Source organism: Variovorax sp. 05T418 (assembly GCF_056396385.1).
In genome coordinates, this window is record NZ_JBFTLJ010000003.1 from 103,952 (window position 1) to 120,228 (window position 16,277).

Genomic DNA, 16,277 nt, shown 5'->3' on the forward strand with positions numbered 1-16,277 from the left:
GCCGCGTGGCGGTGCCGGCTCAGTAGTTCTTCTTCAGGTCCATGCCCGCATAGAGCTGGCCGACCTGGGCTTCGTAGCCGTTGAAGATCAGCGTCTTGGTGCGCTTGGCGAAGAGTCCGCCGCCGTCGCCGATGCGGCGCTCGGTGGCCTGGCTCCAGCGCGGATGGTCGACGTTCGGATTGACGTTCGAATAGAAGCCGTATTCCTGCGCCGCCGCCTTGTTCCAGGCCGTGCCCGGCTCCTTCTCGACGAAGCGGATCTTGACGATCGACTTGGCCGACTTGAAGCCGTACTTCCACGGCACCACGATGCGCACCGGCGCGCCGTTCTGGTTGGGCAGCACCTCGCCGTACATGCCGAAAGCCAGCAGGGTGAGCGGATGCATGGCCTCGTCCATGCGCAGGCCTTCGGTGTAGGGCCAGTCGAGCACGCGCGAGCCCACGAAGGGCATGGTCTTGGGATCGGCCAGGGTCACGAATTCGACGTACTTCGCATTGCCCTGCGGCTCGACCTTCTTGATGAGCTCCGCCAGCGAGTAGCCCACCCAGGGAATGACCATCGACCACCCCTCGACGCAGCGCAGGCGGTAGATGCGCTCTTCCTGCGCACTGAGCTTGAGCAGGTCTTCGATGCCGTACTTGCCGGGCTTCTTGACCAGGCCCTCGACCTCCACGGTCCAGGGGCGGGTCTTCAGGGTGCCGGCGTTCTTGACCGGGTCGCCCTTGTCGGTGCCGAACTCGTAGAAGTTGTTGTAGCTCGTCGCGTCCTTGTACTCGGTGAGCTTTTCCATCGTTTGCGCGCCCGGCACGGCGGACTTGGCACCCGGCAGCAGCGCCAGCTTGTGCGGTCCCGTGGCTTGCGCGAAGGCCTCGCGCCCCGCAAAGCTCGCGAGCGCGGCACCGGCTGCGCCGCCGGCCATCAGCTTGAGCAGGTCTCGCCGGCCCTCGTAGACGGCGCGCGGCGTGATCTCGCTCGAAAGCGGGTGGATGAAGCCGCTGCTGCGACCCTGCGGACGGAAATGGAACGACATGTGACGGCCTTTCGCGTGAATCGTTGTGCTCAGGGTAGTTCGTGCAATTCCCTGGTCCGGTTACGCGCAATCGCTGCGCGTGGCTTCAATTCTTCGCGAAAAGCCGCAACCCTGCCTACAGCGTGCCGTAGCTGTGCAGTCCGCTCAGGAACATGTTCACGCCAAGAAAGGCGAAGGTGGTCACCGCGAGGCCGCCCAGCGCCCACCAGGCGGCCACGGTGCCGCGCAGGCCCTTGACCAGCCGCATGTGCAGCCAGGCCGCGTAGTTGAGCCAGACGATCAGGGCCCAGGTTTCCTTCGGGTCCCAGCTCCAGTAGCCGCCCCAGGCGTCGGCCGCCCACAGCGCGCCGAGCACGGTGGCAATGGTGAAGAAGGCAAAGCCGACCGTGATCGACTTGTACATCACGTCGTCGAGCACCTCGTTGGCCGGCAGCCGAGCGGCAATGCGCCGGCGGCCGAGCAGAATGCCCGCGGCAATCAGCGCGGAGATGCCCGCATAGATCACCCAGTAGCTGCCGCCGGCCTCCTGCACGCGCTGGCGGAAGGCCACCGGCACGAAGCACAGCGCCACGCCCAGCAGCCAGATCGGCGTGAGCTTGTACCAGCGCGTTTCCTCGGCCTGCTCCTTGATGAGATAGGCGAAGGCCACCATGGCCGCGAGCGAGAAGGTGCCATAGCCGATGAAGTTGGCCGGCACGTGCAGCTTCATCCACCAGCTCTGCAGCGCGGGCACCAGCGGCTGGATCTCGTGCGCATTGCGCACCAGCGTGTACCAGAGCAAAAAGCCGACCGCCGCGCTCACCACCAGCATCACGAAGGCGCCGAGCGTGCGCGTGCCGTAGCGCGATTCGAAGTAGAGATAGAAGGCCGTCGTGAGCCAGCAAAAGAGCACGAACACTTCGTACAGGTTGCTGACGGGAATGTGGCCGATGTCCGGCCCGAGCAGATGGCTCTCGTACCAGCGCACCATGGTGCCGATGAGCGCCATGGCAATGGCGGCCCAGGCCAGCCGCGAGCCGATCAGGTCGAAGGTGTCGCCCTGCTTGCCGCCGAAGAAACCGAGCCAGTAGAACAGCGTGCTCATGAAGAACAGCACGCTCATCCAGAGGATGGCCGACTGGCTCGACAGGAAGTACTTGAGCCAGAACACCGTGTCCGCGCGCGCCAGGTCGCCCTGGTAGGAACTGATGGCCAGCAGCGAGGCCGCGGCCACCACGATGGCCAGCACCCGCAGCGGGCGCCAGAACCAGCCGATCGCAATGACCGAGATCATCGCCGCGCCGAGGATGGGCTTCTCGTAGGAATCCATCGAGCCCGCGTACCGGGCGAACGCAAAAAGGCCGCCTGCCAGCACCAGCGCCGCAAACACCCAGTCGAAAAAGTTGCGCCGCGAAAACCAGCTTTCGTGCAGCGTGAGGGTGGTGGTGTTCATGGTGACGCCGGTCCTTCTTTCTTCAAGGCAAGCAGCTTGTGCTTGAGGTGCTCGAACTCGCGATCGCTGTCGATGGTCTTGCGGTTGACCGAGAAGGCCATCGTGGCGGCCGTGGTGTTGTCTCCGGAGCCCGCGCCATCGGGGGTGAGCCACACCCAGAGCCGGCGCTCGCGCACGTACAGCATGGCAAAAATCCCGATGATCAGCAACAGGCAGCCCAGATAGACCACGTTCTTGCCGGGCGCGCGCGCCACCTGGAACACGCTGGCCTGTACCTGGGTGAAGTCGGTCATCATCATGGCGACCGGCGCCGGATAGAAGTACGCGTCGCTGATCGCCAGCACCGCCTGGGTGAGAAAGGCCTGCGACTTCTCGTCGCTTGGCAGTGCCGCGAGCCCCGCGCTCTCGCGGCTCAGATTGAGCACCTCGAACAGCACGTCGTTGAGGATGCGCACCAGCACCGCGCCGGCACGTTCGCGCTCGGCTTCGGGCACGTTGGCTTCCATGAATTCGGCAATCGCCTGCCAGCCGCCCAGCGTGGCGGCATCGGCCTTGGCGCGCTCGCTGCCGGCAAACAGGGCGAGCGCACGCGCCGCCGAAACGCGCAGCTGCTCGGCCATCTCGGGCCGCTTGGGATCGACGGCCTTGGCGATGTAGCGCTCCACCGCGCGGTTGCGGGTGTCGGCATCGGCCAGCGCGGTGCGCATGCGCACGAAGCTGTCCATGGAGCCTTGCTCGTCGGCCGGCACGCGCAGGTAGCGGAACGGCTCCTCGGGTTTTTCGCGCATGCCGAGCAGGAACACCGGCTGGCCGTCGCCGGTATCGACCGGCACCATGTAGTTCTGGTACTCGCGCGCCTGTCCCGCGGCATCGCGCAGCTTGTAGCCGATGCTCGGGCCGATGTTGCGCAGCACCTTCGGCTTGCTGGTCTTGTTGGCGGCGCCCAGGCGCGATTCGATGTCGTGCCGCAGGTCGACCTTGCGCACGTCGGCGCCGCTGCCCATGGCGCCGCCGTCGGCAAAGTTCTCGACGTTGATGACGCGCAGCGCGGCGTATTCGAGCGTGAGCTTCTCGCGGCCGTTGGTAATTTCAGTGCTGGGCCCGCCGATCACGCCCTCGACATCGAAGGGCTTGGCCGCAGCCGCCATCGGCACCGCCTTGAGCTTCACCTTGGAGCCGCCGTCGTCGAAGCTCGACTGGTAGATTTCCACGCCCTTGTAGCTGGCCGGATGGTTGACCTCGATGCGCGCGGGCACCTGCTCGCCGGTCTCGCGGTCGTGCAGCACCACCTCGCTTGCGAACAGCTTGGGCATGCCGGTCGAGTAGTAGTCGACGATGAATTTCTTGAGCTCGATCGAGAACGGCAGCTCCTGCAGCAGCACGCCGTCGGACTGCTGCAGGATGGCCACGCTGCCCTGCGCGCCCTCGGGCACCAGGATGTTGCCGCGGAAGGTCGGGTTGCGCGGCGACAGCCGGTGCTGCGCCGGCACGTCGGCAATCATGCCGCCGCCGGTGAACACGCTCTTGCCGTTGAACCAGGTCTGGGCCCGCACCACCAGGTCGCCGTCGAGCAGGCCGCCGATGCACACCAGAACGATCGCGCTGTGGGCGGCGATGTAGCCCAGCTTGTGGGCGCCGCCCGCGCGTGCGGCCACCATCCAGCCGGCTTCGGCATGGCCGCCCGCGGCTTCGCGCTGCTGGAGCTTGACCTTCCATCCGCCGCTCACCAGCAGCTGGCCGATGCGGTTGGCCGCCGCGGCGGGCGCCTCGTCGAGCCGGCTCTCGGCGCGCTGGCCGAAGGCCTTCAGGCTCTGCGCACGGATGCCTTCCTTGAAGGTCTTGAGGTCGATGAAGATGCGCGGCGTATTGCGCGCGATGCACAGCGTCGTGCTGATCACCAGGAACAGCAGGATCAGCAGGAACCACCAGGCGCTGTAGACCGAGTCGAGCCTGGCCGCGCGGAACAGCTCGGCCCAGAACGGCCCGAACTGGTTGACGTAGTTGTTGATCGACTCGTGCTGCTTGAGCACCGTGCCGATGATCGATGCGATGCAGATGACGGTGAGCAGCGCAATCGCGAAGCGCATCGACGAAAACAGTTCCACCGCAGCGCGTAGCACTTGCGGGCCGCGATGAACGCGAAGGCCGTGGGTGGAGACAGACATCGGTCGATGGGAGAAAAGGAACAGGGAAAAAGCAAAGGGCGGGCCATCCAGCTGGATCGGCCCGCCCTCTGTTTGGGTTTTTTATCGGCGGTTAGTTCACGCTGAAGCGCGTGGTGTCAGCGCAGGCCGGCGATGTAATCTGCAACAGCCTTGATTTCGCGGTCGTTGAGCTTTGCGGCCACGCCGGTCATGGGAGCGCTGTTCTGGCGCACGTTGTCCCGGAAAGCAACAAGCTGTGCCACCGTGTAGTCGGCATGCTGGCCGCCCAGGCGCGGGTACTGCGCGGGCATGCCGGCGCCGTTGGGGCTGTGGCAGCCGGCGCAGGCCGGGATCTGGCGATCGGCAATGCCGCCGCGGTAGATCTTCTCGCCCAGCGCGACCAGGTCCTTCTCCTTGGAGAAGCCGGTCTTGATCTTCTTGGAGCCCACGAACCAGGCGATGTTGCGCATGTCCTCGTCGGACAGCTTCGCGGCCATGGGCTGCATGATCGGGCTCTTGCGCTTGCCGGACTTGAAGTCCTGCAGCTGCTTGAGGATGTATTCGGGGTGCTGCTGCGCCAGCTTGGGGTTGGCCGCAATGGCCGAGTTGCCGTCCGCGTTGTGGCAGGAAGCACAGGCCTGGGCGGCGGAATTGAACACCGCGTCGCCCTTGGCGGGATCGGGCTTGGCCGGCTTGGCCGCGACGGGTCCGTCAGCTGGCGCGGCGGCGTGCTCGTCGGCCGCAAGGCTAGCGCTGGCTGCGACGCCCATGAGGGCTGCAAGCAGAAAATTGGCAAACAACTTCATATCGGGGGCTCGATTTATTGGCGCAAAACCCCGCGATTCTACAATGGCAGCCCGTTCCGAAAGCTCATTGATGATCACCCCGTCGCGCAAGCACGCCGCTCCCCCTTCCCGCGCGACCCCTGCCGTGGACCCCCTTGTCGCCGAGCGCGAGCGCATCGCGCTCGGCTGGCTGCACACGGCGCACTTCCTCACCAGCGCCCCGCAGCTGGAGCATCTGCCCCCGCTCGACCTGCCCGAAATCGCCTTCGTCGGCCGCTCGAACGCGGGCAAATCGACCGCAATCAACACGCTCACGCAGCAGACGCGCCTGGCCTTCGCTTCCAAGACGCCGGGCCGTACGCAGCACATCAACCTGTTCGGCGTCGGCAAGCAGAAGGCCGACGACGCCGTGCTGGCCGACCTGCCCGGCTACGGCTATGCGGCGGTTCCCAAGGAAGCCAAGCTGCGCTGGCAGCGCGTCATGGGCAACTACCTGATGACGCGCGAGAACCTGCGCGGCGTGGTGCTGATGTGCGACCCGCGCCACGGCATGACCGAGCTCGACGAGATCCTGCTCGACGTGATCCGTCCGCGCGTGGAGCAGGGGCTCAAGTTCCTCGTGCTGCTGACCAAGGCCGACAAGCTCACGCGCAGCGAGGGCGCCAAGGTGCTGTCCATTACGCGACTGCAGGCCGGCGGCGGCGAGGTCAAACTGTTCTCCGCCCTCAAGAAACAGGGCGTGGGCGAAGCCGCCGAGCTGCTGTGGCGCTGGGCGCATCCGCCCGGAGAAGAAAAGCCGGAGGCGGCCGCGCCGCAAGACACCTAGGCGAAAACCGGCGCGGGCCGTTTCATCTGCGTGATCCACTATGAAAACAATAGCAACGGAAGTTGAAGGAGACAAAGCATGATCGAGACGTTCCAGCGCAGCCTGCCCAACGGAACCACGCTGAGCTGCCGCGCAACCGGCACGCCCGGGCGCCCCTTGATGGTGTTCCTTCATGGTTTTCCCGAAGCCGCGTTCATCTGGGACGAACTGCTCGAGCACTTCGCCCAGCCTGAACACGGCGGCTACCGCTGCATCGCGCCCAACCTGCGCGGCTTCGAGAAGTCGAGCGCACCCACCGAGGTGGCCGCATACAAGGCCCATCTGCTGATCCAGGACATCCAGCAGCTGGCGGCCACCGAGAGCGCGGACGGCACCATGGCCGCCTTGGTCGCGCACGACTGGGGCGGCGCTTTCGGCTGGGGCTATGCCAATGCCTTTCCGCAGCAGGTCGGCAAGCTGGTCATCATCAATTCGCCGCACCCCGGCACCTTCACGCGCGAGCTGCGCCACAACCCGGCGCAACAGCAGGCCAGCGCCTACATGAACTTTCTCGCCAGGCCCGATGCCGAGGCCCTGCTCTCGGCCGACGACTTCAAGCGCATGTGGCCCTTCTTCACCTTGATGAAGGCCGGATCCGACGGCTTCGGCTGGCTGACCGAGGACGTGAAGCAGCGCTACCGCGAGGTGTGGAACGCCGGCCTCACGGGCGCCTGCAACCTGTATCGCGTCACGCCGATGAAGCCGCCGCTGCCGGGCCAACCCATCGACGGCATTCCGGTGCTGCCGCGCGAGCGGCTCACCATCGACGTGCCGACCTTCGTCTTCTGGGCACTCGACGACGCCGCGCTGCTGCCGGGCCTGCTCGAAGGCCTGGAGGACTACGTGCCGAAGATCGAGGTGAAGAAGGTGCCCAACGCCACCCACTGGATCGTGCACGAGCAGCCGCAGCTGGTCGCGCGCGAGATCGAGGCCTTCCTGCAGCGCAGTTGAAGCGCCGCCGCCGGGTAGCCATCAATAGATCGGCGGCGCGCCTTCGGGCCGCGTCTTGAAGCGGCGGTGCACCCAGTAGTACTGCGAAGGCATCGTGTCGATGTAGCCCTGCAGACGCTGGTTCATGAGCGCCGTGTCGGCCTCGACGTCGTCGGTCGGGAAGTTCTGCCAGGCCGGCCGCACTTCGATCTCGTAGCCACCCGGCGTGAGCTTCGCGACCACCGGCACCACCTTCGCCTTGCCCAGCCGCGCAAAGCGCGAGAGCGAGGGCACCGTGGCCGCCTGCACGCCGTAGAACGGCACGAAGATCGTCTGGTCGCGGCCGAAGTCCATGTCGGGCAGCAGGTACAGGAGGCCGCCCTTGCGCAGGCCCGCGAGCACCGGCTTGATGCCGTCGACGCGGTTGAGCGCCGCCACGTTGCCGAAGCGCGTGCGGCCTTCGCGGATCCATGCGTCGACCATCGGATCGCGCTGGGTCGTGTAGATGGTGGCCGAGGGCCTTGCCGTGTGCATGGTCAGCGCCGTGGCTGCGGCATCGAGGCCGTAGAAATGCGGCGCGAACAGGATCATCGGCTCGTCGCCATCGGCAATCTCGCGGATCTCCGCCGCCGCGCCCACCACCTTGAGCCGGCTGGCCACCACCTTTTCGGGTGCATGCCAGAGCCAGCTGCGGTCGAGCCAGGACTGCGCCACGTACACGAAGGTCTCGCGCGCGATGCGGCGGCGCTCGGCTTCGGATTTGCCGGGAAAGCACACCGCCAGGTTGGTGTCGACCACGCGCCGCCGCGGCAAGGCGATGGTGTGCAGCACGCGGCCGAGCAGCGCGCCGAAACCGCGCACCAGCGGCAGCGGCAGCGGCGCGATCGCGCGCATGAAAGCGATGCCGAGCCGGGAACCGAGACTCATCGTGCCTGCTCCCCGGGCTGGGCCGCCACCGCGGTTTCGCCGCGCGGCTCCTTGTAGCGCGCGTAGTCCCACACGTACTGCCCCGGCAGGCTGTGGATCAGGCGCCCGATGGCGTCGTTCATGGCGGCCGCCGCGGCCTCGATGGGCGCGGCCGGATCGGTGAGCGGCGTGCCCACGATCGGCTCGAAGCGGATCACGTAGCCCGCGCCGCGCGGCAGCCTTTCGCACACGCTCAGGAAACAGGCGGCGCCGGTCTGCTGCGCGAGCCGCGGCAGCAGCGTCATGGTGTAGGCCGGCCGGCCGAGGAAGGGCGCCCACACGCCCTGCCCGAGCGGCGGCACCTGGTCGGGCAGGATGCCGGTGTAGCCGCCGCTGCGCAGCGTGCGGATGAGGCCGCGCACGCCGGTGTTGTTGGTGGGCAGCGTCTGCAGGCCGGGCCGGTCGCGCGAGCCGGCGGCGATGAGCTCGGCCATCCATTTCTTGCGCGCGGGGCGGAACAGCGCGGTGATCGGCCCGAAGGTCTCGAGAAAGCGCTCGCCGATCGCCTGGCCGCACATCTCCCAGCTGCCCAGGTGCGGCGCCACCAGGATCACGCCCTTCTTCTCCCGCATGGCGGCCTCGAAGGCCTCCACGCCTTCCCAGCGCACCACGCGCCGCAGCACGCTCTCGCCCTGCGGGCGCAGCCACAGCCAGGGCAGCTCGGCAGCCATCTGGCCGGCGGCCGCGATGGCGGGGCGGTACTGCCCGGGGGTGAATCCGGCACTCTCGGCATTGGCCTTGAAGCGGCGGCGGTAGTCCGGCGCGCAATACCAGACGATCCAGCCCAAGAGCGCGCCGAGCCGATGCATCACGGGCATCGGTACGCGGGCAAGCAGGCGGAACAGGGTGACCATGAGCAACAGGGAGTGAAAACCAGGACGCGCGCGCACGATTTGGCGCGGCTCGAATAGAATGCAAATTGTCGCCGAGTTACGGAACAACTTGCAGGGCGACAAACACAAGCGCAGAAGCGATTGTGCCCCGCCGATTCATCGGCATCTGCTAAAGCGTTCGCCAGGGCTCCGCAGAGTTGGCAACGCGCCAAATCACTTCAAGGAGCTTTGAACAAAATGGCGAACGACTTCCTCTTCACCTCCGAATCGGTTTCCGAAGGCCACCCCGACAAGGTCGCCGACCAGATCTCGGACGCCATCCTGGACGCGATCTTCGAGCAGGACCCGCGCAGCCGCGTGGCCGCCGAGACGCTGACCAACACCGGCCTGGTGGTGCTCGCGGGCGAAATCACGACCAACGCGCACGTCGACTACATCCAGGTGGCGCGCGACACCATCAAGCGCATCGGCTACGACAACACCGACTACGGCATCGACTACAAGGGCTGCGCCGTGATGGTCTGCTACGACAAGCAGTCCAACGACATCGCCCAGGGCGTGGACCACGCGAGCGACGACCACCTGAACACCGGCGCCGGCGACCAGGGCCTGATGTTCGGCTACGCCTGCGACGAGACGCCCGAGCTCATGCCCGCACCCATCTACTACGCGCACCGCCTCGTGGAGCGCCAGGCCCAGTTGCGCAAGGACGGCCGCCTGCCCTTCCTGCGGCCCGACGCCAAGAGCCAGGTGACCATGCGCTATGTCGACGGCAAGCCCCACAGCATCGACACCGTGGTGCTCTCCACGCAGCACCACCCCGACCAGAGCGAAACGCCCACCAAGATGAAGGCCTCGTTCAATGAAGCCATCATCGAGGAGATCATCAAGCCCGTGCTGCCGAAGGAATGGCTCAAGGACACGCGCTACCTGATCAACCCGACCGGGCGCTTCGTCATCGGCGGCCCGCAGGGCGACTGCGGCCTCACGGGCCGCAAGATCATCGTCGACACCTACGGCGGCGCCTGCCCGCACGGCGGCGGCGCGTTCTCGGGCAAGGACCCGTCCAAGGTCGACCGCTCGGCCGCCTACGCTGCGCGCTATGTGGCCAAGAACATCGTGGCCGCCGGCCTCGCGCGCCAGTGCCAGATCCAGGTGGCCTACGCCATCGGCGTGGCCCAGCCGATGAACATCACGGTCTACACCGAAGGCACCGGCGTGATCCCCGACGCCAAGATCGCCGAGCTCGTGCGCGAGTTCTTCGACCTGCGTCCCAAGGGCATCATCCAGATGCTCGACCTGCTGCGCCCGATCTACCAGAAGACCGCCGCCTACGGCCACTTCGGCCGCGAAGAACCCGAGTTCACCTGGGAAGCGACCACGCAGGCGGCTGCGCTGCGCGCCGCGGCCGGCCTGTAAAAACCCTTGCGGACGGCGGCGCCTGGGCCTCAGAAGCGGTAGGCGCCGCTCAGGCCCACCGTCCAGTTGCGGCCCGGCGCGGGCTCGTAGTAGCGCGCATTGCCCTCGTTGACGATCAGCGAGCCCACGTAGCGGCGGTCGAACAGGTTGTCGACGCGCGCAAAGGCGTTGAACTCCCAGCGCTCCCATTTCTTCAGGTAGCCGGCGTACAGCGCGGCGACGGCATAACCCGGCGCGCTGGCGGTGTTGGCGTCGTTGGCCTGCATGCGCCCGAGCGCGCGCATCTCGACGCCGGCGCGCCAGCCTTCGGGCGGCACCCAGCCCAGCGATGCGAAGAGCGACTGCCGCGCAATGCCCGGAATGCGGTTGCCCGCCGCCACCGTGTTGGATGCCGCGCAGGGCGACGGCGAGCAGAAGGCATCGCGGTAGCGCGCGTCGAGCCAGGTGTAGGCCAGCTGGGTGCGCCAGTGGCTGGCCGTCTCGTGCTGCCAGGCCAGCTCGAAGCCGTTGCGCCGCGTGCGGCCCGCATTCTGGAACGTGGCGCGGCCGCCGGTGTTGGTGTCGGTCACGATCTCGTCGCGGGTGCGGGTCTGGAACAGCGCCGCCGTCAGCAGCCCTCCGCCCAGCCTCGCCTTCGCACCCAGTTCGACGCTGTCGTTGACCGAGGGCCGCAGCGCGAAGTTGAGCCCGCTGGCACCGCCTGCGCGGTACGACAGCTCGTTGAGCGTCGGCGTCTCGAAGCCCCGGCCGATCGAGCCGTACAGCGCGAGATCGGGCGTGGCCTGGTAGCGCAGCGAAGCCACGGGCAGCGTCTTGCTGTAGCGCGCGCTGCCGCTGTCGTCGCGGTTGGCGCCCACGATGTAGCGGTCCTGCGAATCGAAGTGCACGCTGCTGCGGCGCACGCCGGCCTCGAGCGTCCATTGCTCCGCAAGGCGCCAGGTGGCCTGCGCGTAGGGGTCGAGGTTCCAGACCTCGTTGCGCTCGCTGCGCCGCAGGCGCCCCTGCACGCCCAGCACGGGTGCGGCCACGCGGCCGAGGTAGTTCTCGTAGCCGCGGCGCTGTTCGCGCAGGCTGTCGTAGCCCAGCCCCGCCACCAGTTCGAGCGGCCGGTCGGCCAGTTGCAGCGCGGCGGTCCAGCGCAGGTCGGCTCCGCCGTACTGGCGCTTGAGGTCGATCACGCCGCCCGCATGCAGCGGGTTCTGCTGCGCCGACGGCGGGATCGACTGGTACTGCACGGTCTTGCGCTCGCCGCCGTAGACCATGAGCCGCAGCGACTGCGCGGCATCGATGCGCCGCTCATAGAGCAGGCCGGCCTGGGTCTGCTCCACGGTCTTGCGGGTGTCGTACTGCGTGGCGAGCGGTGCGCTGCGCGGCGCGAGCGCGTACTGGTCGGCCGTGAGGCCCAGCGGATCCTGCGCGCTGATGCGCACGCTGTTGAGCACCAGCGTGAGCTTGTCGCCGTTGTCCAGCGCGATGCCGAGCTTGCCGTTCGCAATGTCGCGCCGTGCCGCGCTGTGTTCGCGCCAGCCGTCGGTCCGGAAGCGGCTGGCGTTCAGCAGGTAGTCGACCGCGCCCTGCGATCCGCTGGCCTGGAGCGACTGGCGCCAGGTGCCGAAGCTGCCTCCGGCCGCCGAGTACGAAAGCCGCGGCGCGCCCTCGCCCGACGCGGTGAAGGCCTGCAGCACGCCGCCCGACGAATTGCCGTAGAGCGCCGAGAAGGGCCCGCGCAATATCTCGATGCGGTCGAGCGAGCCGATGTCGATGTTGGAAGTCTGGCCCTGGCCATCGGGCAGCGTCGCGGGAATGCCGTCGACATACAGCCGCACGCCGCGCACGCCGAAGGTGGAACGCGCGCCGAAGCCACGGATCGACAGCTGCAGGTCCTGCGCGTAGTTCAGGCGGTTCTGCACCTGCAGGCCCGGAACGCTGCCCAGGCTTTCGGAAAGATTGACCTGCAGCCGGCTGTCGCGCATCTCGGCGCCGTCGACCCGGTCCACCGAGCCCGGCACGTTGAACGGAGCGACCTCGCCGCGCGGCGTGGAGACGGTGACTTCGGGCAGGCTGCCGCGGTCGGCCTGCTGCGCCGCTGCGGCGAGCGGAGCTCCCAGCAGGAGCAGGCGGACGGCGGCAGTGGCGGCAGCGGAAAGTGCAGGCTTCATTGCGCCGATTCTGCTTCGGCGCGCGCCCCTGCCCGTACTAGCAGGAACCCGATCGGGCCGGATTCAGCCTTTTCTGCGCCAGCCGTACCAGCCGCACACGGCAACGGGAATGCCCAGCGCGAACCAGGCCAGCATGTCACCCAGGCCGCCGTCGCTGAACAGCGCCGAGATCAGCCCGAAGGTGGTGAGCACGCCCAGCACGATCGGCCAGCCCCACATGGGCCAGAAGCTATGGCGCTGCTTCATGCCTGCACCTTCATGGCGGGCGCCGGATCAGGCTGCTGATGTGGTCCGCCATGCGGCGGCCGCTGTCCCGCCGGCGAGGCCGCAGCAGGCACGCTGTTGCCGCGCTTGAGCCACAGGTACAGCCCGCTGCCCAGCACGATGATGGTCGCGATGTCGAGCAGCGCCCAGATGATCTGCATCGGCATGCCGCCGTAGTCGCCGAAGTGCAGCGGCTGCGACACCAGCAGCGCCGTCAGGTACCAGGGCATCTTCGGCGCGGCGGTCACCTGGGCCGTCTTGGCGTCGACCAGCACCGGCTGCAGCAGCTTCGACGTGAAGGGCTCGTTGCCGCGCATGAAGAAGGTGGTGTGGTGCGGGCTCGAGAACGCCGTGCCGGGGAAGGCGACGAAGGACAGCTTCATGCCGGGCGTCTGCTGGAGCGCGACCTCCATCGAGCGCTGCACCGATGCGCGCTGGGCCACGGGCACCGTCGGCTCGTCCTTGTAGGGCGCGAGAAGCGCGCTGAGCTGGTCGTACTGCCAGTACTTGATGACCAGGTCGGCCCAGGTGTTGATCATGCCGGTGGAGCCCACCACGAACAGCCACACCAGCGTGACGATGCCCAGCAGGTTGTGCAGGTCGAGCCACTTCAGGCGCGGGCGCTTCTCGCGCCGCACGGTGCCGAAGTCGAGCTTGCGCATGAAGGGCGCATAGAGCACCACGCCGGAGACGATGGCCACCAGCAGCAGCAAGCCCATGAAACCCAGGAACAGCTTGCCCGCGAGGCCGGCGAACAGGTCGACGTGCAGCTTGAACATCACGTACATGAAGCCCTCGTCGAGCTTGGGCTGCGCAAGCACGGCGCCGGTGCGCGCGTCCACCGCCACCGACTTGAAGTCGTCCGTGGGTGCGGGCGTTGGCGTGAGCGTGACGAACCAGAGGCCATCGTCGTCCTCGGGCTGCGAAACGAACTGCACCACGCGGTCGGGGTGCTTCGCACGCGCGGTTTCGAGCACGCGGTCCAGGCTCACGCGCGGCGTGTTCGCGGGCATCCTGGGCGACTCGACCTCGGTGCCCAGCAGGTGGCCGATCTCGTGATGGAAGATCAGCGGCAAGCCCGTGATGCACAGGAGCAGCATGAACACGGTGCATACGAGGCTGCTCCACTTGTGCACCCAGGCCCAGGTCTTGATCTTTCGGCTGTTCATGTCGTTGCTGCCCTCGTCGAAAGTGAGCGGTTAGAAGCGGTAGGTCGCGCTGGCCACGACGTTGCGGCGCGAGCCGTACCAGCAGTCGCCGCGCGACAGGCAGGTGCTGAAGTACGCCTTGTCCGTCACGTTGTTGATGTTGAGCGCATAGCGCCACTGCGCCGTGTCGTAGGCAAACACGAGGTCGGCCAGCGCAACGCCCGGCACGCGCGGTCCCACGCCGAATTGCAGGTCGCGGAACGAGCTCATCACGCGCACGCCGGCGCCGGCCGAGAAGCCGCTGACGCCGCCGATCGAGAAGCGGTACTTGGCCCAGACGCTCGCCTGGTGCTTGGGCAGGCCCTCGATCTGCTCGTCGGCATCGGTGTAGTTGTAGTGCGCGACGAGGTCGAGGTCGGGGCCGATGGAGCCCTTGGCCTCGAGCTCGACGCCCCGGGTCTTGGTCTTGCCGGCTTGCGTGTACACATTCGGCGACGGCGAGGTGATCTGGTTCTTCTCCCGCAGATCGTAGACCGCCGCGCTGAACGCCAGCGCGCGGTCCTTCGGCTCGTACTTCACACCGGCTTCCCATTGCTCACCGCGCAAGGGCGTGAAGATCTGTCCGTTGCGCGGCGACTGCGGCGTGAACGATTCGGTGTAGCTCAGATACGGCGACCAGCCCGAGGGCATGGCGTACATCAGGCCGAAGCGCTTGGTGGTTGCGCTGCTCTTCTGCTCGTCGCTGCCTGCCGCGCTGGACACCGCCCTGTCGTGCCGCAGGCCCGCCACGAAGATCCAGTTGTCGAGCTTGACCTGGTCCTGCAGGTAGACGCCGGTCTGGCGCTGGCGGGTGCGCGGCAGCGCCACGCGCTCGGGCAGGTCGACGTGGCCGTACACCGGCGCGTAGACGTCGATGGTGTCGAAGGTCGTCGCGCCCCAGACGTTCTCGCGCTGCCTGGAGAAATCCGCGCCGACCAGCAGCGTGTGCTTCACGGCGCCGGTCTCGAAATGGCCCTCGACATGGTTGTCGAGCGTCTGCGTGCGGTTGCGCGTGAGATAGCTGTCGTAGTAGCGGCCGAGCACGCGCTTGAAGATCGGATCGGTGGCGTCCCAGCTTTCGGCCCCGCTGAAGGCAGCGCCGTAGTGGTAGCGGTTGTCGTTCTCGTTTTTCGCGTAGCGGAAGTTCTGCCGCACGCGCCAGTTCTCGTTGAACTTGTGCTCGAACTGCCAGCCGAAGGTCTTGCGTTCGCTGTCGTAGTAGTCGAAGCCCGGCTCGCCGATGAAGCGGCTGGCGGGAATGCGTCCGTTCGGGTTCGGCAGCAAGGTGCCCTCCCACGGAAGGAACTGCGAGCTGCTGCCGCTCTTGTCCTTTTGCCACAGCCCCTGCAAGGTGAGCGAGGTCGCCGCGCTGGGCCGCCAGGTCAGCGAAGGCGCAATGACGCTGCGGTCGTCGGGCACATGGTCGACCTGCGAGTCCGACTTGCGCTGCAACGCGATCAGCCGGTACGACAGGCTGCCGTCGGCATTCAGCGGCCCCGTGAGGTCGGCCTGGACCTGCTTGCGGCCGAAGCTGCCGAACTGCACGCCCACTTCGCGCTGGGTTTCCTGCAGCGGACGCTTGCTGACCATGTTGACCACGCCCGCCGCGGTGCCCGCGCCGAACAGCATGCCCGCCGGGCCGCGCAGCACTTCGAGCCGCTCCAGCGTGTAGGGCTCGGTGCGCGTGGTGCTGGTGTAGTAGCCATAGGACTGGCGCAGGCCGTCCAGGTAGACGTCGGGCGTGGCGCCGCGGATGCGCACCGAGTCGGTCCGCGAATCCTGGCCATAGGCATCGGAGCGCACACCGGCCGCATAGTTGAGCGCGTCCTGAACATTGCCCGCGCCCTGGTCCACCATCTGGTCGCGCGTGACCACGGTGATCGATTGGGGCGTTTCGGCCAGCGGCGTGTCGGTCTTGGTGGCGGTGGCGGCGTTCCGGGCGCGGTAGCCGATCACCGGCGAGGTTGCGGTTTCGGCCTCGGCGCTCGCATCGACCTTCACCTCCGGCAAGGCGCCGGGCGCCGTCGCGGTCTGGGCCAGGACCTGGTGATGCACGTAGACCGCCATGCAGCCTGCCAGAACCGATGCGACCCTGCGCCCCGCCAATAACCTTGCCATTCCCGCTCCACTCCGAAACATTATTAAGAACGATTCGCATTCTATTTATAAAGCCCCATTTGTTCCGATTTCCCCGCCTCGGCAAGGGGACGTTCGGCCACCGCATGCATCCGCGGCGCAGGCGCGGCGCAAGGCAAAGCGGCTA

General features: G+C 67.3%; 13 protein-coding genes. 3 read left to right on the forward strand and 10 right to left on the reverse strand.

What is annotated here, in order from left to right; translation table 11 throughout:
- Nucleotides 1–19 precede the first annotated feature (19 nt).
- From msrP to AC1DMS_RS06515, 4 genes are all read right to left on the reverse strand, one after another.
- The gene (gene msrP / locus AC1DMS_RS06500) at nt 20–1,030 is read right to left on the reverse strand and encodes a protein-methionine-sulfoxide reductase catalytic subunit MsrP (RefSeq protein ID WP_018907493.1); all 1,011 of its coding nucleotides are present in this window, start codon (nt 1,028–1,030) and stop codon (nt 20–22) included.
- A gap of 115 nt (nt 1,031–1,145) precedes the next feature.
- Entirely contained in the window at nt 1,146–2,462 is a 1,317-nt protein-coding gene (ccsB, locus tag AC1DMS_RS06505) for a c-type cytochrome biogenesis protein CcsB (RefSeq protein ID WP_018907492.1), read from the reverse strand.
- The gene (locus tag AC1DMS_RS06510; RefSeq protein ID WP_027730059.1) at nt 2,459–4,627 is read right to left on the reverse strand and encodes a cytochrome c biogenesis protein ResB; all 2,169 of its coding nucleotides are present in this window, start codon (nt 4,625–4,627) and stop codon (nt 2,459–2,461) included. Before AC1DMS_RS06510 ends, ccsB begins: the two co-directional genes overlap by 4 nt.
- Nucleotides 4,628–4,743: 116 nt before the next feature.
- Nucleotides 4,744–5,412, reverse strand: a complete 669-nt coding sequence (locus AC1DMS_RS06515) for a c-type cytochrome (RefSeq protein ID WP_012746280.1) — start codon at nt 5,410–5,412, stop codon at nt 4,744–4,746.
- A gap of 70 nt (nt 5,413–5,482) precedes the next feature.
- On the opposite strand from AC1DMS_RS06515, the gene yihA reads away from it, so the two are divergent.
- Nucleotides 5,483–6,217, forward strand: a complete 735-nt coding sequence (gene yihA, locus AC1DMS_RS06520; protein ID WP_027730058.1) for a ribosome biogenesis GTP-binding protein YihA/YsxC — start codon at nt 5,483–5,485, stop codon at nt 6,215–6,217.
- 78 nt (nt 6,218–6,295) lie between these two features.
- Entirely contained in the window at nt 6,296–7,207 is a 912-nt protein-coding gene (locus tag AC1DMS_RS06525; protein ID WP_478180827.1) for an alpha/beta fold hydrolase, read from the forward strand.
- A 21-nt stretch (nt 7,208–7,228) separates the two neighbouring features.
- Here the strand turns inward: AC1DMS_RS06525 and AC1DMS_RS06530 are convergent, their stop codons facing one another.
- A complete protein-coding gene (locus AC1DMS_RS06530; RefSeq protein WP_028254300.1) occupies nt 7,229–8,113 on the reverse strand; it encodes an LpxL/LpxP family acyltransferase in 885 nt (294 codons plus the stop codon).
- Nucleotides 8,110–9,006 carry a lysophospholipid acyltransferase family protein gene (locus AC1DMS_RS06535; RefSeq protein WP_012746276.1) on the reverse strand — a complete coding sequence of 299 codons (897 nt, stop codon included), beginning with the start codon at nt 9,004–9,006 and terminating at the stop codon, nt 8,110–8,112. Before AC1DMS_RS06535 ends, AC1DMS_RS06530 begins: the two co-directional genes overlap by 4 nt.
- A 216-nt stretch (nt 9,007–9,222) precedes the next feature.
- Between AC1DMS_RS06535 and metK the strand changes: the two genes are divergently transcribed.
- Entirely contained in the window at nt 9,223–10,404 is a 1,182-nt protein-coding gene (metK, locus tag AC1DMS_RS06540) for a methionine adenosyltransferase (protein WP_012746275.1), read from the forward strand.
- Between the two features lie 29 nt (nt 10,405–10,433).
- Here the strand turns inward: metK and AC1DMS_RS06545 are convergent, their stop codons facing one another.
- The 4 genes from AC1DMS_RS06545 to AC1DMS_RS06560 all read right to left on the reverse strand — a co-directional run bounded on the left by AC1DMS_RS06545 (nt 10,434) and on the right by AC1DMS_RS06560 (nt 16,132).
- Nucleotides 10,434–12,563, reverse strand: coding sequence for a TonB-dependent receptor (locus tag AC1DMS_RS06545; RefSeq protein ID WP_028254299.1), 2,130 nt, complete (start codon nt 12,561–12,563; stop codon nt 10,434–10,436).
- A gap of 63 nt (nt 12,564–12,626) precedes the next feature.
- On the reverse strand, nt 12,627–12,809 hold the full coding sequence (locus AC1DMS_RS06550; RefSeq protein ID WP_028254298.1) for a hypothetical protein: 183 nt from the start codon (nt 12,807–12,809) through the stop codon (nt 12,627–12,629).
- The gene (locus AC1DMS_RS06555; protein WP_062363070.1) at nt 12,806–13,996 is read right to left on the reverse strand and encodes a PepSY-associated TM helix domain-containing protein; all 1,191 of its coding nucleotides are present in this window, start codon (nt 13,994–13,996) and stop codon (nt 12,806–12,808) included. Before AC1DMS_RS06555 ends, AC1DMS_RS06550 begins: the two co-directional genes overlap by 4 nt.
- Nucleotides 13,997–14,026: 30 nt before the next feature.
- Nucleotides 14,027–16,132, reverse strand: coding sequence for a TonB-dependent siderophore receptor (locus tag AC1DMS_RS06560; protein ID WP_012746271.1), 2,106 nt, complete (start codon nt 16,130–16,132; stop codon nt 14,027–14,029).
- Nucleotides 16,133–16,277 lie beyond the last annotated feature (145 nt).